The organism is Streptomyces sp. NPDC101490 (assembly GCF_044767145.1).
Classification (GTDB): domain Bacteria; phylum Actinomycetota; class Actinomycetes; order Streptomycetales; family Streptomycetaceae; genus Streptomyces.
On record NZ_JBIWNI010000003.1, the window covers coordinates 51,060 to 65,112 of the forward strand.

Here is a 14,053-nt window from a genome sequence, read left to right on the forward strand (position 1 = left end):
GCTCACCGCCGCCGTTCGCCGCGGTCGCGGCTCCGGAACAGATCGCCGGGTTCGAGGTCGCCGTCGAGGAAGCGCCCGGCCACGAAGCCGATCGCCCCCAAGGCGGCGACCAGTACGAACGCCCCGAAGCCGCCGAAGTATCCGGCGAATCCGAGAGCCATGCCGGCCAGCAGGCCGACCACCGACATGCTCATTCCTGACCCCTTTCTGAGTCTTCCTGAGCCCCCCGTACGTGCCCGTCGGGCTACTGGAGCCGCTGTTCGGGCTCCTCGTCCTCCTCGTCGGGCAGCTTCACGTCGCTGACCGCGATGTTGACCTCGACGACTTCGAGGCCGGTCATCCGCTCGACGGCGGCGATGACGTTCTCGCGGACGTCGCCCGCCACATCGGCGATGGAGACGCCGTAGTCGACGACGATCTCCAGGTCGAGCGCGGTCTGCACCTCGCCGACCTCGGCCTTGACCCCTCGGGTGGCGTTGGCCTTGGCGCCGCCTCCGCCGGGGACCCGGTCGCGCACGGCGCCGAAGGTGCGGGAGAGCCCGCTGCCCATCGCGTGGACGCCGACGACGTCCCGGGCGGCGAGGCCGGCGATCTTCTCGACGACGCCGTCGGCGATCGTCGTACGGCCCCGGGACGCGGCCGCGCCGCCACCCCGCTTGGTGACCGAGGTCCGGCGCTGCTCGCCGCCGGTGGAGCCACTGGACTGTGTGGTGTCCGTCATTGCGTTTCGCCCCTTCTGGGATATTTCGGGGTTCTTTGCCCACACTAAGGGCGCTTACCCGGTCCCGCCCCGGGGATACGGCAGGCTGGGGCAATGACGACGGCTGAGGGTTGGACGGCGGCGGTCCGCGAACGCCTGGCCCCGGGCAGGCTGCTGCCGCTCGGGACGGCGGCGGACGGCGCCCTGATCACCGAACGGGCGGCGCGCTCGGTACTCGACGGCGCCGGGGCGGCCGTCCGGGGGGTGGTACCCGGAGAACTGCGGATCGGCCCGGCACCGGAGGGCGAGGAACCGGAGGGACTGCGGATCACGGCCTCGTTCGGGGCGGTGGCCGGACGGCCGCTGCCCGAGCTGGCCGGGGAACTGCGGGCGGCCCTCCTGGCGGCGGCCGTGGACGGGCTCGGGCTCGTGGTGGCGGCCGTGGACCTGCGGGTGACGGAGCTGTTCGAGGCGGGACCCCCGGAGCCGGAGCCCGCCGCCCCACGGCCCGGCCCGACCTCCCCGGCGACGGACGACCCGGCGGCGCTGCTCGCCCTCGGAGTGCCGGGGGTCGCGGGGATCACGGACACCCTGGGCCCGCCGGTGCGACGGGACGCGTCCGGGGTACGGGTCGAGGTCGCGGTGACGGCGGGCGGCCACCCGCTGGACGTGGCCCGCGCCGTCCGCGCCGCGGTGGCGGAGAAGTCCCCGAAGGGCACCACGGTCACGGTGGTGGTGTCGGGCTTCCGCTAGGGCGTGTTTCGAAAGTAGCGTCGTCTGCCCGGAGGGCAGGTCTGGCGGCGTCTGGTGCGTGCGATCGCAAGGCGGAGGGTCGCCCCGATACTGGATGTATCGGGGTGATCCCGACAACGCGGCGAGCGTGCGTGCCAGACGCCGCCAGGCAGGCGGGACTTTCGAAACACGCCCCAGGAGGCCCCACCGCCGGGAAGCGGGAGGTAGGAGGCCTCACGGCCGGGAAGGCGGGAGGAAGCACCGCCGGAAGGATCACGGCATACGGTTCCGGGGGCACGGCACACCCCCGGAAGGCCCACCACGACACCCCCACCCCGGCTTCCACCCCGCACCGCCTCCCACCCGGGAGGCGGTACCGGTGCCGGGCGGGCACCGTCGCCGCCCGGAGGCGGGGCGCCGGGGGCGCGGCCGGTGGTGTCAGTCGCCGATGCCCGCGAGATCGCGCAGGCGCCGGGCCTGGGCGGCGCGCTCGGCGGCGCGCTGCTCCTCGTACGAGCGGCCCTGGACGCCCCGCAGGAGCGCCTTGGTCTCGGTGACCGCGTCGCGGGGTGCCGCGAGCAGGGCGGCGGTGAGGTCCCGTACCGCCGCGTCGAGGTCCTCGGCGGGCACGGAGAGGTTGGCGAGGCCGATGCGCTCGGCCTCCTCGGCGTGCACGAAGCGGCCGGTGGCGCAGATCTCCAGCGCGCGGGCGTACCCCACGAGCGAGACGAGCGGGTGCGTCCCGGTCAGGTCCGGGACGAGACCCAGGCTGGTCTCGCGCATGGCGAACCGCACGTCCTCGGCGACGACCCTCAGGTCGCAGGCGAGGGCGAGTTGGAAGCCCGCGCCGATGGCGTGCCCCTGGACCGCCGCGATCGACACGAGGTCGCTGCGGCGCCACCAGGTGAACGCCTCCTGGTACTCGCCGATGACCGCGTCGAGTTCCTCGTCGGAACCGCGCGCGAGATCGAGGAAGGACGGCTCTCCGTCGAAGCCCTCGGGCGTGAACGCCTGCCGGTCGAGTCCGGCGGAGAAGGACTTGCCCTCACCGCGCAGCACGACGACCCGCACGCTGCCGGGCAACGACCGGCCGGCTTCCGTCAACGCCCGCCACAGAGCGGGAGACTGGGCGTTGCGCTTCGCCGGATGGGTCAGGGTCACCGTGGCAACGGCGTCCTCGACGGTGAGCCGTACACCGTCCTTGTCGATGACGGGTTCAGAGTCGTCGAGCGTGGTCATGGGGCGCCTCCGGTTCCGGTGCAGCACTCTGTCCGATGCTAAGTGACTGCACAGTAACCACCCGGGCCGGTCCGGGGACCGACCGGGTGGCCACCGGGAGACCCGGTGGCCGGTCGAGGCGCCCCGGCGTCAGGCCGAGGCCGCCTTCTTGCCCCGGGTCGCTCCGCCGCGTCCACGCAGCGTGACTCCGGATTCGCTGAGCATCCGGTGGACGAATCCGTAGGAGCGGCCGGTTTCCTCGGCCAGCGCCCGGATGCTCGCACCGGAGTCGTACTTCTTCTTCAGGTCTGCCGCGAGCTTGTCGCGCGCGGCGCCGGTCACCCGGCTGCCCTTCTTCAGAGTCTCGGCCACCCGTGCCTCCTCATGGGAAGTGCGCTCTGGACTTCTCATGATCACCCCTTCCGTCCATCCTGGCCACCCATTCGACAAGGTCCGTGCCGCCGGGTTTGTGGACGAGTGCCGCGTCACCACGATCGGAACCCCTGATTCCAGTGGCGGGAAAACCGGACCCTCGCCCCTCGGGGGCGGGAAGTGCCAGGTCAGCGGCGCGGCGGAGGAAAGCGAGCGGCGCGGGTCCGCCGGAAGGATTCGGCAGAGCTCCGCGCCGGAAGGTACGAGACGTCCTCACTCAGATGATGGATCACCCATGGGCCGAATGATCCAGCCGGTCATGATCACTCCCCTTGGCCACGGACCGCGTCCGGGGCGTCACGGGGTGCTCCCGGGGCCGCCACCGGGTGTCGTCGGGACGTCACGGTGTGCGCCCGGGGGGGGGCTCCCCGCGTCAGGCGAGGGTCACCAGGTCCGCGTAGTCCGGGCCCCACAGGTCCTCGACGCCGTCCGGGAGCAGGATGATCCGCTCCGGCTCCAGCGCCTCCACCGCGCCCTCGTCGTGGGTGACGAGGACGACGGCGCCCTTGTAGGTGCGCAGGGCCCCGAGGATCTCCTCGCGGCTCGCCGGGTCGAGGTTGTTGGTGGGCTCGTCGAGGAGGAGGACGTTCGCCGAGGAGACGACCAGGGTGGCCAGCGCGAGACGGGTCTTCTCACCGCCGGAGAGCACTCCGGCGGGCTTGTCGACGTCGTCGCCGGAGAACAGGAAGGAGCCGAGCGTCTTGCGCACGTCGACGAGGTCGAGGTCGGGCGCGGCGGAGCGCATGTTCTCCAGGACGCTGCGCTCGGGGTCGAGCGTCTCGTGCTCCTGGGCGTAGTAGCCGAGCTTGAGGCCGTGGCCGGGGGTCACCTCGCCCGTGTCGGGCTTCTCGGCACCGGCGAGCAGCCGCAGCAGCGTGGTCTTGCCCGCGCCGTTGAGGCCGAGGATGACGACGCGGGAGCCCTTGTCGATGGCGAGGTCGACATCGGTGAAGATCTCCAGCGAGCCGTAGGACTTGGAGAGCCCCTCGGCCGTGAGCGGGGTCTTGCCGCAGGGCGCGGGCTCCGGGAAGCGGAGCTTGGCGACCTTGTCGGAGGCGCGGACCGCCTCGAGGCCGGAGAGCAGCCGCTCGGCGCGCTTGGCCATGTTCTGCGCGGCGACGGTCTTGGTCGCCTTGGCGCGCATCTTGTCGGCCTGCGAGTTGAGGGCGGCGGCCTTCTTCTCGGCGTTCTGGCGCTCGCGCTTGCGGCGCTTCTCGTCGGCCTCGCGCTGCTGCTGGTAGAGCTTCCAGCCCATGTTGTAGACGTCGATCGTGGAGCGGTTGGCGTCCAGGTAGAAGACCTTGTTGACCACGGTCTCGACGAGGTCGACGTCGTGGGAGATGACGATGAAGCCGCCCCGGTAGCTCTTCAGGTAGTCGCGCAGCCAGACGATGGAGTCGGCGTCGAGGTGGTTGGTCGGCTCGTCGAGCAGGAGCGTGTCGGCGTCCGAGAAGAGGATGCGGGCCAGCTCGACCCGGCGGCGCTGACCGCCGGAGAGGGTGTGCAGCGGCTGGGCCATGACCCGGTCGGGCAGGCCCAGGGCGGCGGCGATGGTGGAGGCCTCGGCCTCGGCCGCGTATCCGCCCTTGGTGAGGAACTCGGTCTCCTGGCGCTCGTACTGCTTCATCGCCTTGTCGCGGGTGCCGCCGGAGCCGGTGGCGATGCGCTCCTCGTTCATCCGCATCTTCTTGATGAGGGTGTCGAGGCCGCGGGCGGAGAGGATGCGGTCGCGGGCCAGCACGTCGAGGTCGCCGGTGCGCGGGTCCTGCGGGAGGTAGCCGACCTCGCCGGAGCGGGTGATGGTGCCCCCGGCGGGCACGCCCTGGCCCGCGAGGCACTTGGTGAGGGTGGTCTTGCCCGCTCCGTTGCGGCCGACGAGGCCGATGCGGTCGCCCTTGGCGATGCGGAAGGAAGCGGACTCGATGAGGACACGGGCGCCGGCGCGCAGCTCGATGCCGGATGCGGTGATCACGGACAGACTCCAGGACGATGGGAAGGGCGGAAGGAACTGCTGGGGAGGGCTTCGACGCCGCTAACCCACGAGGAGAATGGCCATGCGGCCAGTCTAACGGGCACCTGCAACTGCTTTTCGGCCGCGCGGGCGGCGGGACGGACGGCCGCCCCTTTCCGCACCTCACCGCCACCGCCATCACCGCCATCGCTGCCGAAAAGGGGCGATCATCCAGAGATCATCCGATACTCGGCGCAGGGCGGCGGCCTCTGCCGCGGCGGCGACGCGGAGGAGGATGGACCGTGCAGTTCGACGACGACGCCGACCTGGACACCTCGGAGGTCAAGGACGTCCGGGGCAGCCGCGTCCCCGGCGGGAGGGCGACCATCGGCGGCGGCATCGCCGGGGTCGTCGCCCTGCTCCTCGGACTGTTCTTCGGGATCGGCCCCGAGCAGCTCGGGCTCTCCTCCGGCGGTGACGAACCGGCGGCGACCGCGTCCTCCGTCGCCCAGGTCGACCAGAGCTGCAGGAAGGGCTCCGACGCCAACACGCGCGAGGACTGCCGGATCGTCGCCGTCGTCAACAGCGTGCAGGACTACTGGCGGGCCGAGTACGCGCGCCGGGGCGGTACGTACGCGAACGCGCGGACCGTGCTGTTCAGCGGCCGGGTCGACACCGCGTGCGGCTCCGCGACCTCGGCCGTCGGACCCTTCTACTGCCCCGGCGACCGGCAGGTCTATCTGGACCTGGGCTTCTTCGACGAGCTGCGCACGAAGTTCGGGTCGAGCGGCGGACCCTTCGCCCAGGCGTACGTGGTGGCGCACGAGTACGGCCACCACGTCCAGAACCTGATGGGGACGCTGAGCCGCGCCCAGGACGGGCGGACCGGCGCGAACTCCAACGCCGTGAAGGTCGAGCTCCAGGCCGACTGCTACGCGGGGGTGTGGGCGCGGCACGCGACCACCAGCCCCGACGACCGGACGGGCCGGCCGCTGCTCACCCGGCTCACCGACGCGGACATCAGGGACGGCCTGGACGCGGCGGCGGCGGTCGGGGACGACCGCGTCCAGCAGCGCTTCCAGGGCCGGGTGACACCGGAGAACTGGACGCACGGCTCGGCGGCGCAGCGCCAGCGGTGGTTCCAGGAGGGCTACCGGACCGGCGACATGGCCCGGTGCGACACGTTCCGCTGAGCTGTCGGAGGCGGCTGCGAGAATGAGACCCGGGTCACACGGGAACGGATCGAGAGGAAGTGATCGGGATGACCGGGGCACCCCAGGTCTGTCCGACCCTGCTGTACGCGGACGCGAAGGCGGCGATCGCGCAGCTCACGGACGCGTTCGGGTTCACCGCGACGGCGGTGTACGAGGGCGAGGACGGGCGGATCGCGCACGCCGAGCTGTCGTACGGGAACGGGATGGTGATGCTGGGCAGCAGGGGCACCGGAAGCGAGTTCGACCGGCTGATGGCCGGTGCGGGCCCGGTCGGGGTCTATGTGCACGTGGACGACGCCGACGCGCACCACGCGCGCGCGGTCGCCCGCGGCGCCGAGATCGTGCTGCCGCTCCGGGACCAGGACTACGGCTCGCGGGAGTACGCGGCCCGGGACGCCGAGGGGAACGTCTGGAGCTTCGGGACGTACCTGCCCGGCGCCGCCGAGTAGCGGGGCGCCGGGCTGAGGACGTGACGCGCCGGGCCGGGGCCCGTCACTCTCCCCCGGTGTGGACCTGGAAGGCGGCCCTGCGGACCGCCTTCGCGAGGGCCGGGTCCGGGTGGGCGGCGGCGAGGGCGACCAGGACCTGGACCGTACGGGGGTGACCGACGGCGCGGACCTCGTCGAGCAGCGCCGGGACGGTGCCCTGCACGGCGGAGTCGAGGTGCCGGACGAGCAGCGCGCTCTCGCCGTGGTCCGCGACGGCCGCCGCCGTGTCCACCCAGAGCCAGGTGGCCTCCTCGCGGGTCAGCACCTCCTGGGCGTCGTCGGGGTCGGCGCCCTCGTACTCGGCGAGCCAGAGCAGGGCGTACGGGCGCAGTGACGGCTCGGCGACGGTGGCGCGGACCTCGGCCTCGGCGGGGGCGCCGACGACCCGGAGCGCCTCGAAGGCGAGCCCGCGCAGCAGGGCGTCCTCGCCCCGGGCGACGGTGAGGAGTTCGGTCACCGCGCTGGAGAGGGTGCGGGCGGCGAGCCAGGCGCGGTACTCGGCGCGGGCGGGTCCGGGGGTGAGCCGGGCGCAGCCCCTGAGCATGTCCTCGGCGGACTGCTCGATGTTGCCCGCGGGGCTCTGCGCGGCGACGCAGATCTGCTCCAGCTTGACCCAGACAGCCCAGTTGCCGAGCGGGGTGAGGGTGGCGTGCCGCGCCTCGGGGCCGGGGCCGAGGGTGAGCGCGCCGACGGCCGCGAGGCCTTCGAGGGCCCAGTCGAGGAGGGCGGGGAGCCCGTCGGTGCCGGGGGTGTCCTGGGTCTCGGGGGCGGGTTCCGCGGGCGGGACCTCGCAGCGCTCCTCGCGCAGTTCCTCGACGCGCTGGCCGAGGAGGTCGAGGAGGACGGGGACGTCGACCGGGCCGTGGGAGAGCTGGAGCAGGGTGAGGACCTGCGGGAGGGCCTCGACGACCTCGGCGACGGCGCCCGGCGCGACGTCCTCGGGGGACGGGTGCACCAGGGACCAGGCGTCGAGGAGCGCGACCCAGCCGCGCAGCACGGCGGAGTCGTCGCGGTCCCAGGCGTGGAGGCGCCAGCCGGGGCGGGCGGTGCCGCCGTGGAGTTCGACGAGTCCGGCGAGCCGGGCCCGGTCCCAGCCGGCCCGGATCTGGCCGGGTGTCAGGTCCAGTGCGGCGGCGGCCCGTTCCCGGGCGGGGCCGGTGCCGGGGGCCGCGCCCGCGCCGCGCTCGACGGCGGCCCAGCGGGCGATCCGTACGGCGTCGGCGAGGACGTGCCGGGCCTGGCGGGCGAGTTCCGCGCGGGGCGGAGTGCCCTCGGGCGGCCTCGGCGCCGGCCGGGTGCGCCGGGTCGTCACGGCCCGTCGGGCAGTGGCCAGCGCCCGCGGGCGGACGAGTCGGAGTCTGGAGTTGCGCGCCAATGGTTCATCGGGCTTTCGAGACGTCACGGGGGCAGTCTTCCCGCTGACGGCCCGAAAGCCCAATCGGAATCGGCCACCCCGTCGTGGCGGGTGCGGGCGGAGGGGTCCGGGGACCCGTCCGGCCCGGGCCGTCCGGCCCTCCTCAGAGGAGGGGGGTGAGGAAGCGGCGGAGGCCCTCCTCGTAACGGACGGGGTCGGCGTTCCACAGACAGGCGTGGGGGGCGTGCCGGACGGTCTGGAGGGTGACGAGGTCGGGGCGGCGGGCGGCCAGCTCGACGGAGGGTTCCCAGGAGGCGAGGGTGTCGTCGGGCCCGTGCAGGAGGAGGACGGGGACGCGCAGGGCGTCGGGCGCGGAGGCGGCTTCGAGGAGGTCGCCGTGCGGGCCGGTCCTGCCCTGGGCGGCGCGGACGGCGAGCGGGATCAGCGGTCCGGGGACGTGCCGGGCGGCGGCGAGGTTGCGCAGGGTGGCTTCCCAGTCGAGGACCGGGGAGTCGAGGACGAGTCCGGCGATCCGGTCGCGGACGCCGGATTCGGCGGCGGCGCGCAGGGCCATCGTGGCGCCGGTCCCCCAGCCGTGCAGGACGACCTGGCCGGCGCCCCGGCGGAGGGCGTAGCGGATGGCGGCGTCGACGTCGCGCCATTCGGAGGCGCCGAGGTGGGCGAGTCCGTCGGGGGAGGGCGGCGCGCCCTCGTCGCCCCGGTAGGCGGGGATCAGGACGGGGACCTTGCTCCGGTGGAAGAAGGGGAGGACGTTCAGCGGGTGCTCGCGGGTGGTGCCGAGGCCGTGCAGGGCGATGACCCAGGTGCTGCGGGGGGCGGCGGCCAGCCAGGCGGGCAGGGGGCCGAGTTCGCCGGGGATCTCGGTGTCCTCGTGGGGGATGCCGAGGGCGGAGGTCGGGGTGCCCCGGTGGAGCTGGGGGGTGAGGCGGACGCGGACGCCGGGGGCGACGACGCCGAGCTCGACCCGTTCGAGGCGCCGGACGACGGTGTCGGCGGTGTGCGGGACGCGGTCGAGGACGGGGCCGACGACGGCGTGCAGGCCGTGGCCCTCGATGCCGTAGGTGCCGGGGCGCAGTGAGGCGAGGCCCCGGGTGAGGGTGATCCGTTCGGGGCCGGTGGCGTGCACGGTCAGTCGGGGTTCCCCGGGCAGGGGACGTCCGGACGGCGCCTTGAGGGCGGCGTCGCTGGCGTACCGGCCGGCCGCGACCGCGGCCGCGCCGACACCGAGCAGGGTGGTGACGGCCGCTGCCGTCGCTGTAGCGGGGCGCACGTTCCCAGTCTCGGCAGGGTGGCGGCGGGCTGCCACCGGACGGGGCCGCCCGGGGGGCGGGGAGCGGGCCGCGGGGTCCCCCGGGGGAGTGACATGAGTCTCCTCAGGGGGGTCCCCCGGTCGGATGGTCCGGTCCGGGGAGCGGAACCGGGTGGCGGGGGCGGAACCGGGACAGGTCGTACGTGCCCGGTGTCGTCCGGGATTACCCGGGGTTGCGGGGTGACCGCATCGTGGACAGCGGGTGCCCGGGAGCCGTAAGCGGAATCTGTTGACACCGGATAGAGACACCGTCGCGCCCTACCCAGTTCACCTTCCGTTCACCCAGGTTGCTTACGTTCGGCTGGCCACTGACGTCAAACGATTGCCTGGGTAAATGGAACACATCACGCTGCTGCTCGCCATTGTGGTCGTGACAGCTCTCGTGTTCGATTTCACGAACGGTTTCCACGACACCGCGAACGCGATGGCCACGACCATCTCGACCGGTGCGCTCAAGCCCAAGACGGCGGTGGCCATGTCCGCCGTGCTCAACCTCGTCGGCGCGTTCCTGTCCGTGGAGGTCGCCAAGACGATCTCCGGCGGGATCATCAACGAAGAGGGCATCCGAACAGAGGTGATCTTCGCCGCGCTGGTCGGCGCGATCCTGTGGAACCTGCTGACCTGGCTCCTGGGCCTGCCGTCCAGCTCGTCCCACGCCCTCTTCGGCGGCCTCATCGGCGCCGCGGTCATGTCGGCCGGCTGGTCGGCCGTGAACGGCCCGACGATCATCACCAAGGTGCTGATCCCGGCCATCGCCGCCCCGCTCGTCGCCGGTCTCGCCGCGATGCTGGCGACCCGCCTGACGTACAAGATCGGCGCGAAGACCGAGGAGAAGCACACCGCCAAGGGCTACCGGGTCGGCCAGATCGCCTCCGCCGGTCTCGTCTCCCTGGCCCACGGCACCAACGACGCGCAGAAGACGATGGGCATCATCACCCTCGCGCTGGTCACCCAGGGCGTCGTCGCCCCTGGTGCCAACCCGCCCTTCTGGGTCATCGTCTCCGCCGGTGTCGCCATCGCCCTCGGTACCTACCTCGGCGGCTGGCGCATCATCCGCACCATGGGCAAGGGCCTCACCGACCTCCAGCCGCAGCAGGGCTTCACCGCCCAGACCAGCGCCGCGACGGTCATCCTGGCCTCCTCGCACCTCGGCTTCTCCCTCTCCACCACCCAGTCCTGCTCGGGTGCCGTGATGGGTGCCGGTCTCGGCCGCAAGGGCGGTGTCGTCCGCTGGTCGACCGCGACCCGGATGTTCGTCGCCTGGGGCCTGACCCTGCCCGCCGCGGGTCTGGTCGGCGCCGGTGCCGAGTTCCTCACCAAGCAGGGCCCCTGGGGCATCGCCGCCACCGCGGCCGTCCTGGTCGGCGGCTCGGCCTACATCTGGGTGCTGTCCCGCCGCAAGCCGGTCGACCACCACAACGTCAACGAGGTCGAGACCGACGCCCCGGCGGAGCCCGCGGGCGTGGTGACCACCGCGATGGCCGCCGTCACCCCGCCGCCGCCGGCCGGCTCCTTCGGCACCGTCACGGACGCGGACCTGAAGACGACCATCCCGGCCCCGGCCCCCATCGACCCGTCCGCTCCCCCGGCCTCCGCCGCAGCGGTGTAAGGAACGAACGACATGAAGATCGACTGGGCGGCCCTCGGCTCCGTGTTCGGAGTCAGCCTCGTGGCCACTCTCGCCCTCGTGGGCCTCTTCACCCTCGGCATCGTCGGCCTCTCCAAGCAGGAGCAGGCCGCCGCGCGGGGCGGCTCCGCCGTCCTGGCCCGTACCGGCGCCTACGCCTGCTTCGCCCTGTGCGTCGCGGCCGTGTCGTACGGCATCTACCTGATCGTCGTCTGACGGTCCACGCTCCCCGGAGGCCGGGTGGCCGCACCTCGTGTGCGGCCACCCGGCCTCCGTGCGCGTCCGGGCCGTGTCTGTGGTGCTCCGCACAGTGACCCGTCGCAGGTCAAGGGTGAGTTGACGGCTGTTCTCGGGGCGTGGTGGACTGCCGGGGCCAAGACGGCGGCAGAAGAGGAAGTCCGGTGCGAATCCGGCGCGGTCCCGCCACTGTGACCGGACCCCAGGGGTCCGGGAGCCAGGAACTCTCGCCGCCGGTGACGTCGATCCAGGGCGCGGACCCTGAGTGAGGACAGAGCGCCATGCCCGGCCTCCCCCGTACCACCGGTGTGTTCGCGTGCGGCACCGCCGCCGGTCTCGCCGTGGACCTGCTCGTCGGCGACCCCCGGAGGGGGCATCCCGTCGCCGCGTTCGGCCGGGCCGCCGCCGCCGTCGAGGACCGCCTCCACCACGACCACCGGGGCTGGGGCGCCCTGCACACCGCCGTCTGCGCCGGAACCGCCGTGGCCCTGGGCGCCCTCGCCGCACGGACCGTGCGCGACCGGCCGTCCGCCGCCGTCGCCCTCACCGCCGTCTCCGTCTGGGCCGTCGTCGGCGGGACGACCCTGGGCCGGGAGGCCCGCGCGATCGGCGGGGCGCTGGCCGCCGGGGACCTGGAGGTGGCCCGGGAGCGGCTGCCGCACCTGTGCGGGCGCGACCCGCACTCCCTGGACGGGCCCGCGATGGCCCGCGCCGTCGTCGAGTCCGTCGCCGAGAACACCTCCGACGCCGTGGTCGGCGCCCTGTTCTGGGGCGCGGTCGCGGGCGTGCCCGGGCTGCTCGGCTTCCGGGCCGTGAACACCCTGGACGCGATGGTCGGCCACAAGTCCGCGCGGCACCGCCGCTTCGGCTGGGCCTCGGCCCGGCTCGACGACCTCGCGGGCTGGCCCGGCGCCCGGCTGACGGCCGTCCTCGCCACCGTCGCGGGCGGGGACCCGCGCGGGTCCGTACGGGCCTGGCGGGCGGACGCGGCACACCACCCCAGCCCCAACGCGGGCCCCGTCGAGGCGTCCTTCGCGGGCGCGCTCGGCGTACGGCTCGGCGGCACCCTCGCGTACGGCGGCCGGGTCGAGCACCGGCCGGTGCTCAACACGACGGGCCGGGCCGTCGAGGTGCCCGACATCGAACGGGCGGTCCGGCTGTCCCGCCGGGTCACCGCGCTCACCCTGGCCGTCTGCGTGGGCGGCCGGATGCTGACCGACACCGTGAAGCGGAGGACGAAGTGAGGGGTGGGGGGCTGCTGGTCGCCGGTACGACGTCCGATGCCGGGAAGAGCGTCGTGACGGCCGGGATCTGCCGCTGGCTGGTCCGAAAGGGCCTGAAGGTGGCGCCGTTCAAGGGACAGAACATGTCCCTGAACTCCTTCGTGACCCGCGAGGGCGCCGAGATAGGCCGGGCCCAGGCCATGCAGGCGCAGGCCGCCCGGGTGGAGCCGACGGCGCTGATGAACCCGGTGCTCCTCAAGCCGGGCGGCGACCGCTCCAGCCAGGTCGTCCTGATGGGCCGGCCGGTCGGCGAGATGAGCGCCCGGGGCTACCACGGCGGACGGCAGAAGGAGCTGTTCGAGCCGGTGATGGCCTGCCTGGAGGAGCTGCGGAGCAGCTACGACGCGGTGATCTGCGAGGGCGCGGGCAGCCCCGCCGAGATCAACCTGCGGCGCACCGACATCGTCAACATGGGGGTCGCGCGGGCCGCGCGGCTGCCCGTCGTGGTGGTCGGCGACATCGACCGGGGCGGGGTCTTCGCCCAGTTCTTCGGCACGACGGCGCTGCTGGCCCCCGAGGACCAGGAGCTGGTCGCCGGATACCTGGTGAACAAGTTCCGGGGCGATGTGAGCCTCCTCGAACCGGGCCTCGACATGCTGCACGGGCTGACCGGCCGCCGCACCTTCGGCGTCCTGCCGTACGCGCACGGCCTCGGCATCGACGAGGAGGACGGGCTGCGCGTCTCGCTGCGCGGCACGGTCCGCGAGTCGGTCGTCGCCCCGCCGGTCGGCGCGGACGTGCTGCGGGTCGCCGTCTGCGCCGTACCGCTGATGTCCAACTTCACGGACGTGGACGCGCTGGCGGCCGAGCCGGGCGTCGTCGTCCGCTTCGTCGACCGGCCCGAGGAACTCGTCGACGCGGACCTCGTCGTCGTGCCCGGCACCCGGGGCACGGTCCGGGCGCTGGCCTGGCTGCGCGAGCGGGGACTCGCCGACGCCCTCGTCCGGCGCGCGGCCGAGGGCCGTCCGGTGCTGGGGATCTGCGGCGGCTTCCAGGTCCTCGGCGAGCACATCGACGACGAGGTCGAGTCGAGGGCGGGGGCCGTCGCCGGGCTGGGGCTGCTGCCCGTACGGGTCCGCTTCGCCCGCGAGAAGACCCTCGCCCGGCCGACGGGCGAGGCCCTCGGGGAACGCGTCGAGGGGTACGAGATCCACCACGGCGTCGCCGAGGTCCTGGGCGGCGAGACGTTCCTCGACGGATGCCAGGTGGGGTCCGTGTGGGGCACCCACTGGCACGGCTCGCTGGAGAGCGACGGTTTCCGGCGCGCGTTCCTGCGGGAGGTCGCCTCGGCGGCCGGGCGCCGCTTCGTCCCGGCGCCGGACACCTCGTTCGGGGCGCTCCGCGAGGAGCAGCTCGACCGGCTCGGCGACCTGATCGAGGAACACGCGGACACCGACGCGCTGCTGCGGCTGATCGAGGACGGTCCGCCGCCCGGCCTGCCGTTCGTGCCGCCGGGAGCGCCGTGAGCGCGGGCGGGGCCCCGGGCG

Annotated in this window: 14 protein-coding genes and 1 riboswitch; of the genes, 7 read left to right on the plus strand and 7 right to left on the minus strand. The window is 73.7% G+C overall.

Annotated elements, in window-relative coordinates; all coding sequences use genetic code 11:
* Window positions 1–2: 2 nt before the first annotated feature.
* Entirely contained in the window at window positions 3–194 is a 192-nt protein-coding gene (locus ACIRQY_RS07930; protein ID WP_351795032.1) for a hypothetical protein, read from the minus strand.
* A 50-nt stretch (window positions 195–244) separates the two neighbouring features.
* Window positions 245–721, minus strand: coding sequence for an Asp23/Gls24 family envelope stress response protein (locus tag ACIRQY_RS07935; RefSeq protein WP_351795035.1), 477 nt, complete (start codon window positions 719–721; stop codon window positions 245–247).
* A gap of 93 nt (window positions 722–814) precedes the next feature.
* On the opposite strand from ACIRQY_RS07935, the gene ACIRQY_RS07940 reads away from it, so the two are divergent.
* Window positions 815–1,453 carry a hypothetical protein gene (locus ACIRQY_RS07940; protein WP_351795038.1) on the plus strand — a complete coding sequence of 213 codons (639 nt, stop codon included), beginning with the start codon at window positions 815–817 and terminating at the stop codon, window positions 1,451–1,453.
* Window positions 1,454–1,870: 417 nt separating this feature from the next.
* Here the strand turns inward: ACIRQY_RS07940 and ACIRQY_RS07945 are convergent, their stop codons facing one another.
* From ACIRQY_RS07945 to ACIRQY_RS07955, 3 genes are all read right to left on the minus strand, one after another.
* Complete coding sequence (locus tag ACIRQY_RS07945; RefSeq protein ID WP_403922911.1) at window positions 1,871–2,671, minus strand: enoyl-CoA hydratase/isomerase family protein; 801 nt, start codon at window positions 2,669–2,671, stop codon at window positions 1,871–1,873.
* Window positions 2,672–2,800: 129 nt separating this feature from the next.
* On the minus strand, window positions 2,801–3,022 hold the full coding sequence (locus ACIRQY_RS07950) for a helix-turn-helix domain-containing protein (protein ID WP_006123601.1): 222 nt from the start codon (window positions 3,020–3,022) through the stop codon (window positions 2,801–2,803).
* Window positions 3,023–3,455: 433 nt separating this feature from the next.
* Complete coding sequence (locus ACIRQY_RS07955; protein ID WP_351795044.1) at window positions 3,456–5,054, minus strand: ABC-F family ATP-binding cassette domain-containing protein; 1,599 nt, start codon at window positions 5,052–5,054, stop codon at window positions 3,456–3,458.
* Window positions 5,055–5,335: 281 nt separating this feature from the next.
* On the opposite strand from ACIRQY_RS07955, the gene ACIRQY_RS07960 reads away from it, so the two are divergent.
* Both ACIRQY_RS07960 and ACIRQY_RS07965 read left to right on the plus strand, forming a co-directional pair.
* Window positions 5,336–6,226 carry a neutral zinc metallopeptidase gene (locus ACIRQY_RS07960; protein ID WP_351795047.1) on the plus strand — a complete coding sequence of 297 codons (891 nt, stop codon included), beginning with the start codon at window positions 5,336–5,338 and terminating at the stop codon, window positions 6,224–6,226.
* Between the two features lie 68 nt (window positions 6,227–6,294).
* Window positions 6,295–6,696, plus strand: a complete 402-nt coding sequence (locus tag ACIRQY_RS07965; RefSeq protein WP_403922914.1) for a VOC family protein — start codon at window positions 6,295–6,297, stop codon at window positions 6,694–6,696.
* Window positions 6,697–6,739: 43 nt separating this feature from the next.
* Here ACIRQY_RS07965 and ACIRQY_RS07970 read toward each other — a convergent pair whose 3' ends face one another.
* Complete coding sequence (locus ACIRQY_RS07970; RefSeq protein ID WP_403923841.1) at window positions 6,740–8,110, minus strand: hypothetical protein; 1,371 nt, start codon at window positions 8,108–8,110, stop codon at window positions 6,740–6,742.
* A gap of 142 nt (window positions 8,111–8,252) precedes the next feature.
* The gene (locus ACIRQY_RS07975; protein ID WP_403922916.1) at window positions 8,253–9,380 is read right to left on the minus strand and encodes an alpha/beta hydrolase; all 1,128 of its coding nucleotides are present in this window, start codon (window positions 9,378–9,380) and stop codon (window positions 8,253–8,255) included.
* 373 nt (window positions 9,381–9,753) lie between these two features.
* On the opposite strand from ACIRQY_RS07975, the gene ACIRQY_RS07980 reads away from it, so the two are divergent.
* From ACIRQY_RS07980 to ACIRQY_RS07995, 4 genes are all read left to right on the plus strand, one after another.
* Window positions 9,754–11,028: an anion permease gene (locus ACIRQY_RS07980; protein WP_403922918.1), complete on the plus strand. Its 1,275-nt coding sequence runs from the start codon at window positions 9,754–9,756 to the stop codon at window positions 11,026–11,028.
* Window positions 11,029–11,040: 12 nt separating this feature from the next.
* On the plus strand, window positions 11,041–11,262 hold the full coding sequence (locus ACIRQY_RS07985) for a hypothetical protein (RefSeq protein WP_351795060.1): 222 nt from the start codon (window positions 11,041–11,043) through the stop codon (window positions 11,260–11,262).
* A 127-nt stretch (window positions 11,263–11,389) separates the two neighbouring features.
* A riboswitch (cobalamin riboswitch) is annotated at window positions 11,390–11,533 on the plus strand.
* A gap of 31 nt (window positions 11,534–11,564) precedes the next feature.
* A complete protein-coding gene (locus ACIRQY_RS07990) occupies window positions 11,565–12,527 on the plus strand; it encodes a cobalamin biosynthesis protein (RefSeq protein ID WP_403922920.1) in 963 nt (320 codons plus the stop codon).
* Window positions 12,524–14,032: a cobyric acid synthase gene (locus tag ACIRQY_RS07995; RefSeq protein ID WP_403922922.1), complete on the plus strand. Its 1,509-nt coding sequence runs from the start codon at window positions 12,524–12,526 to the stop codon at window positions 14,030–14,032. The genes ACIRQY_RS07990 and ACIRQY_RS07995 overlap by 4 nt, the downstream gene beginning before the upstream one ends.
* Window positions 14,033–14,053: the final 21 nt, after the last annotated feature.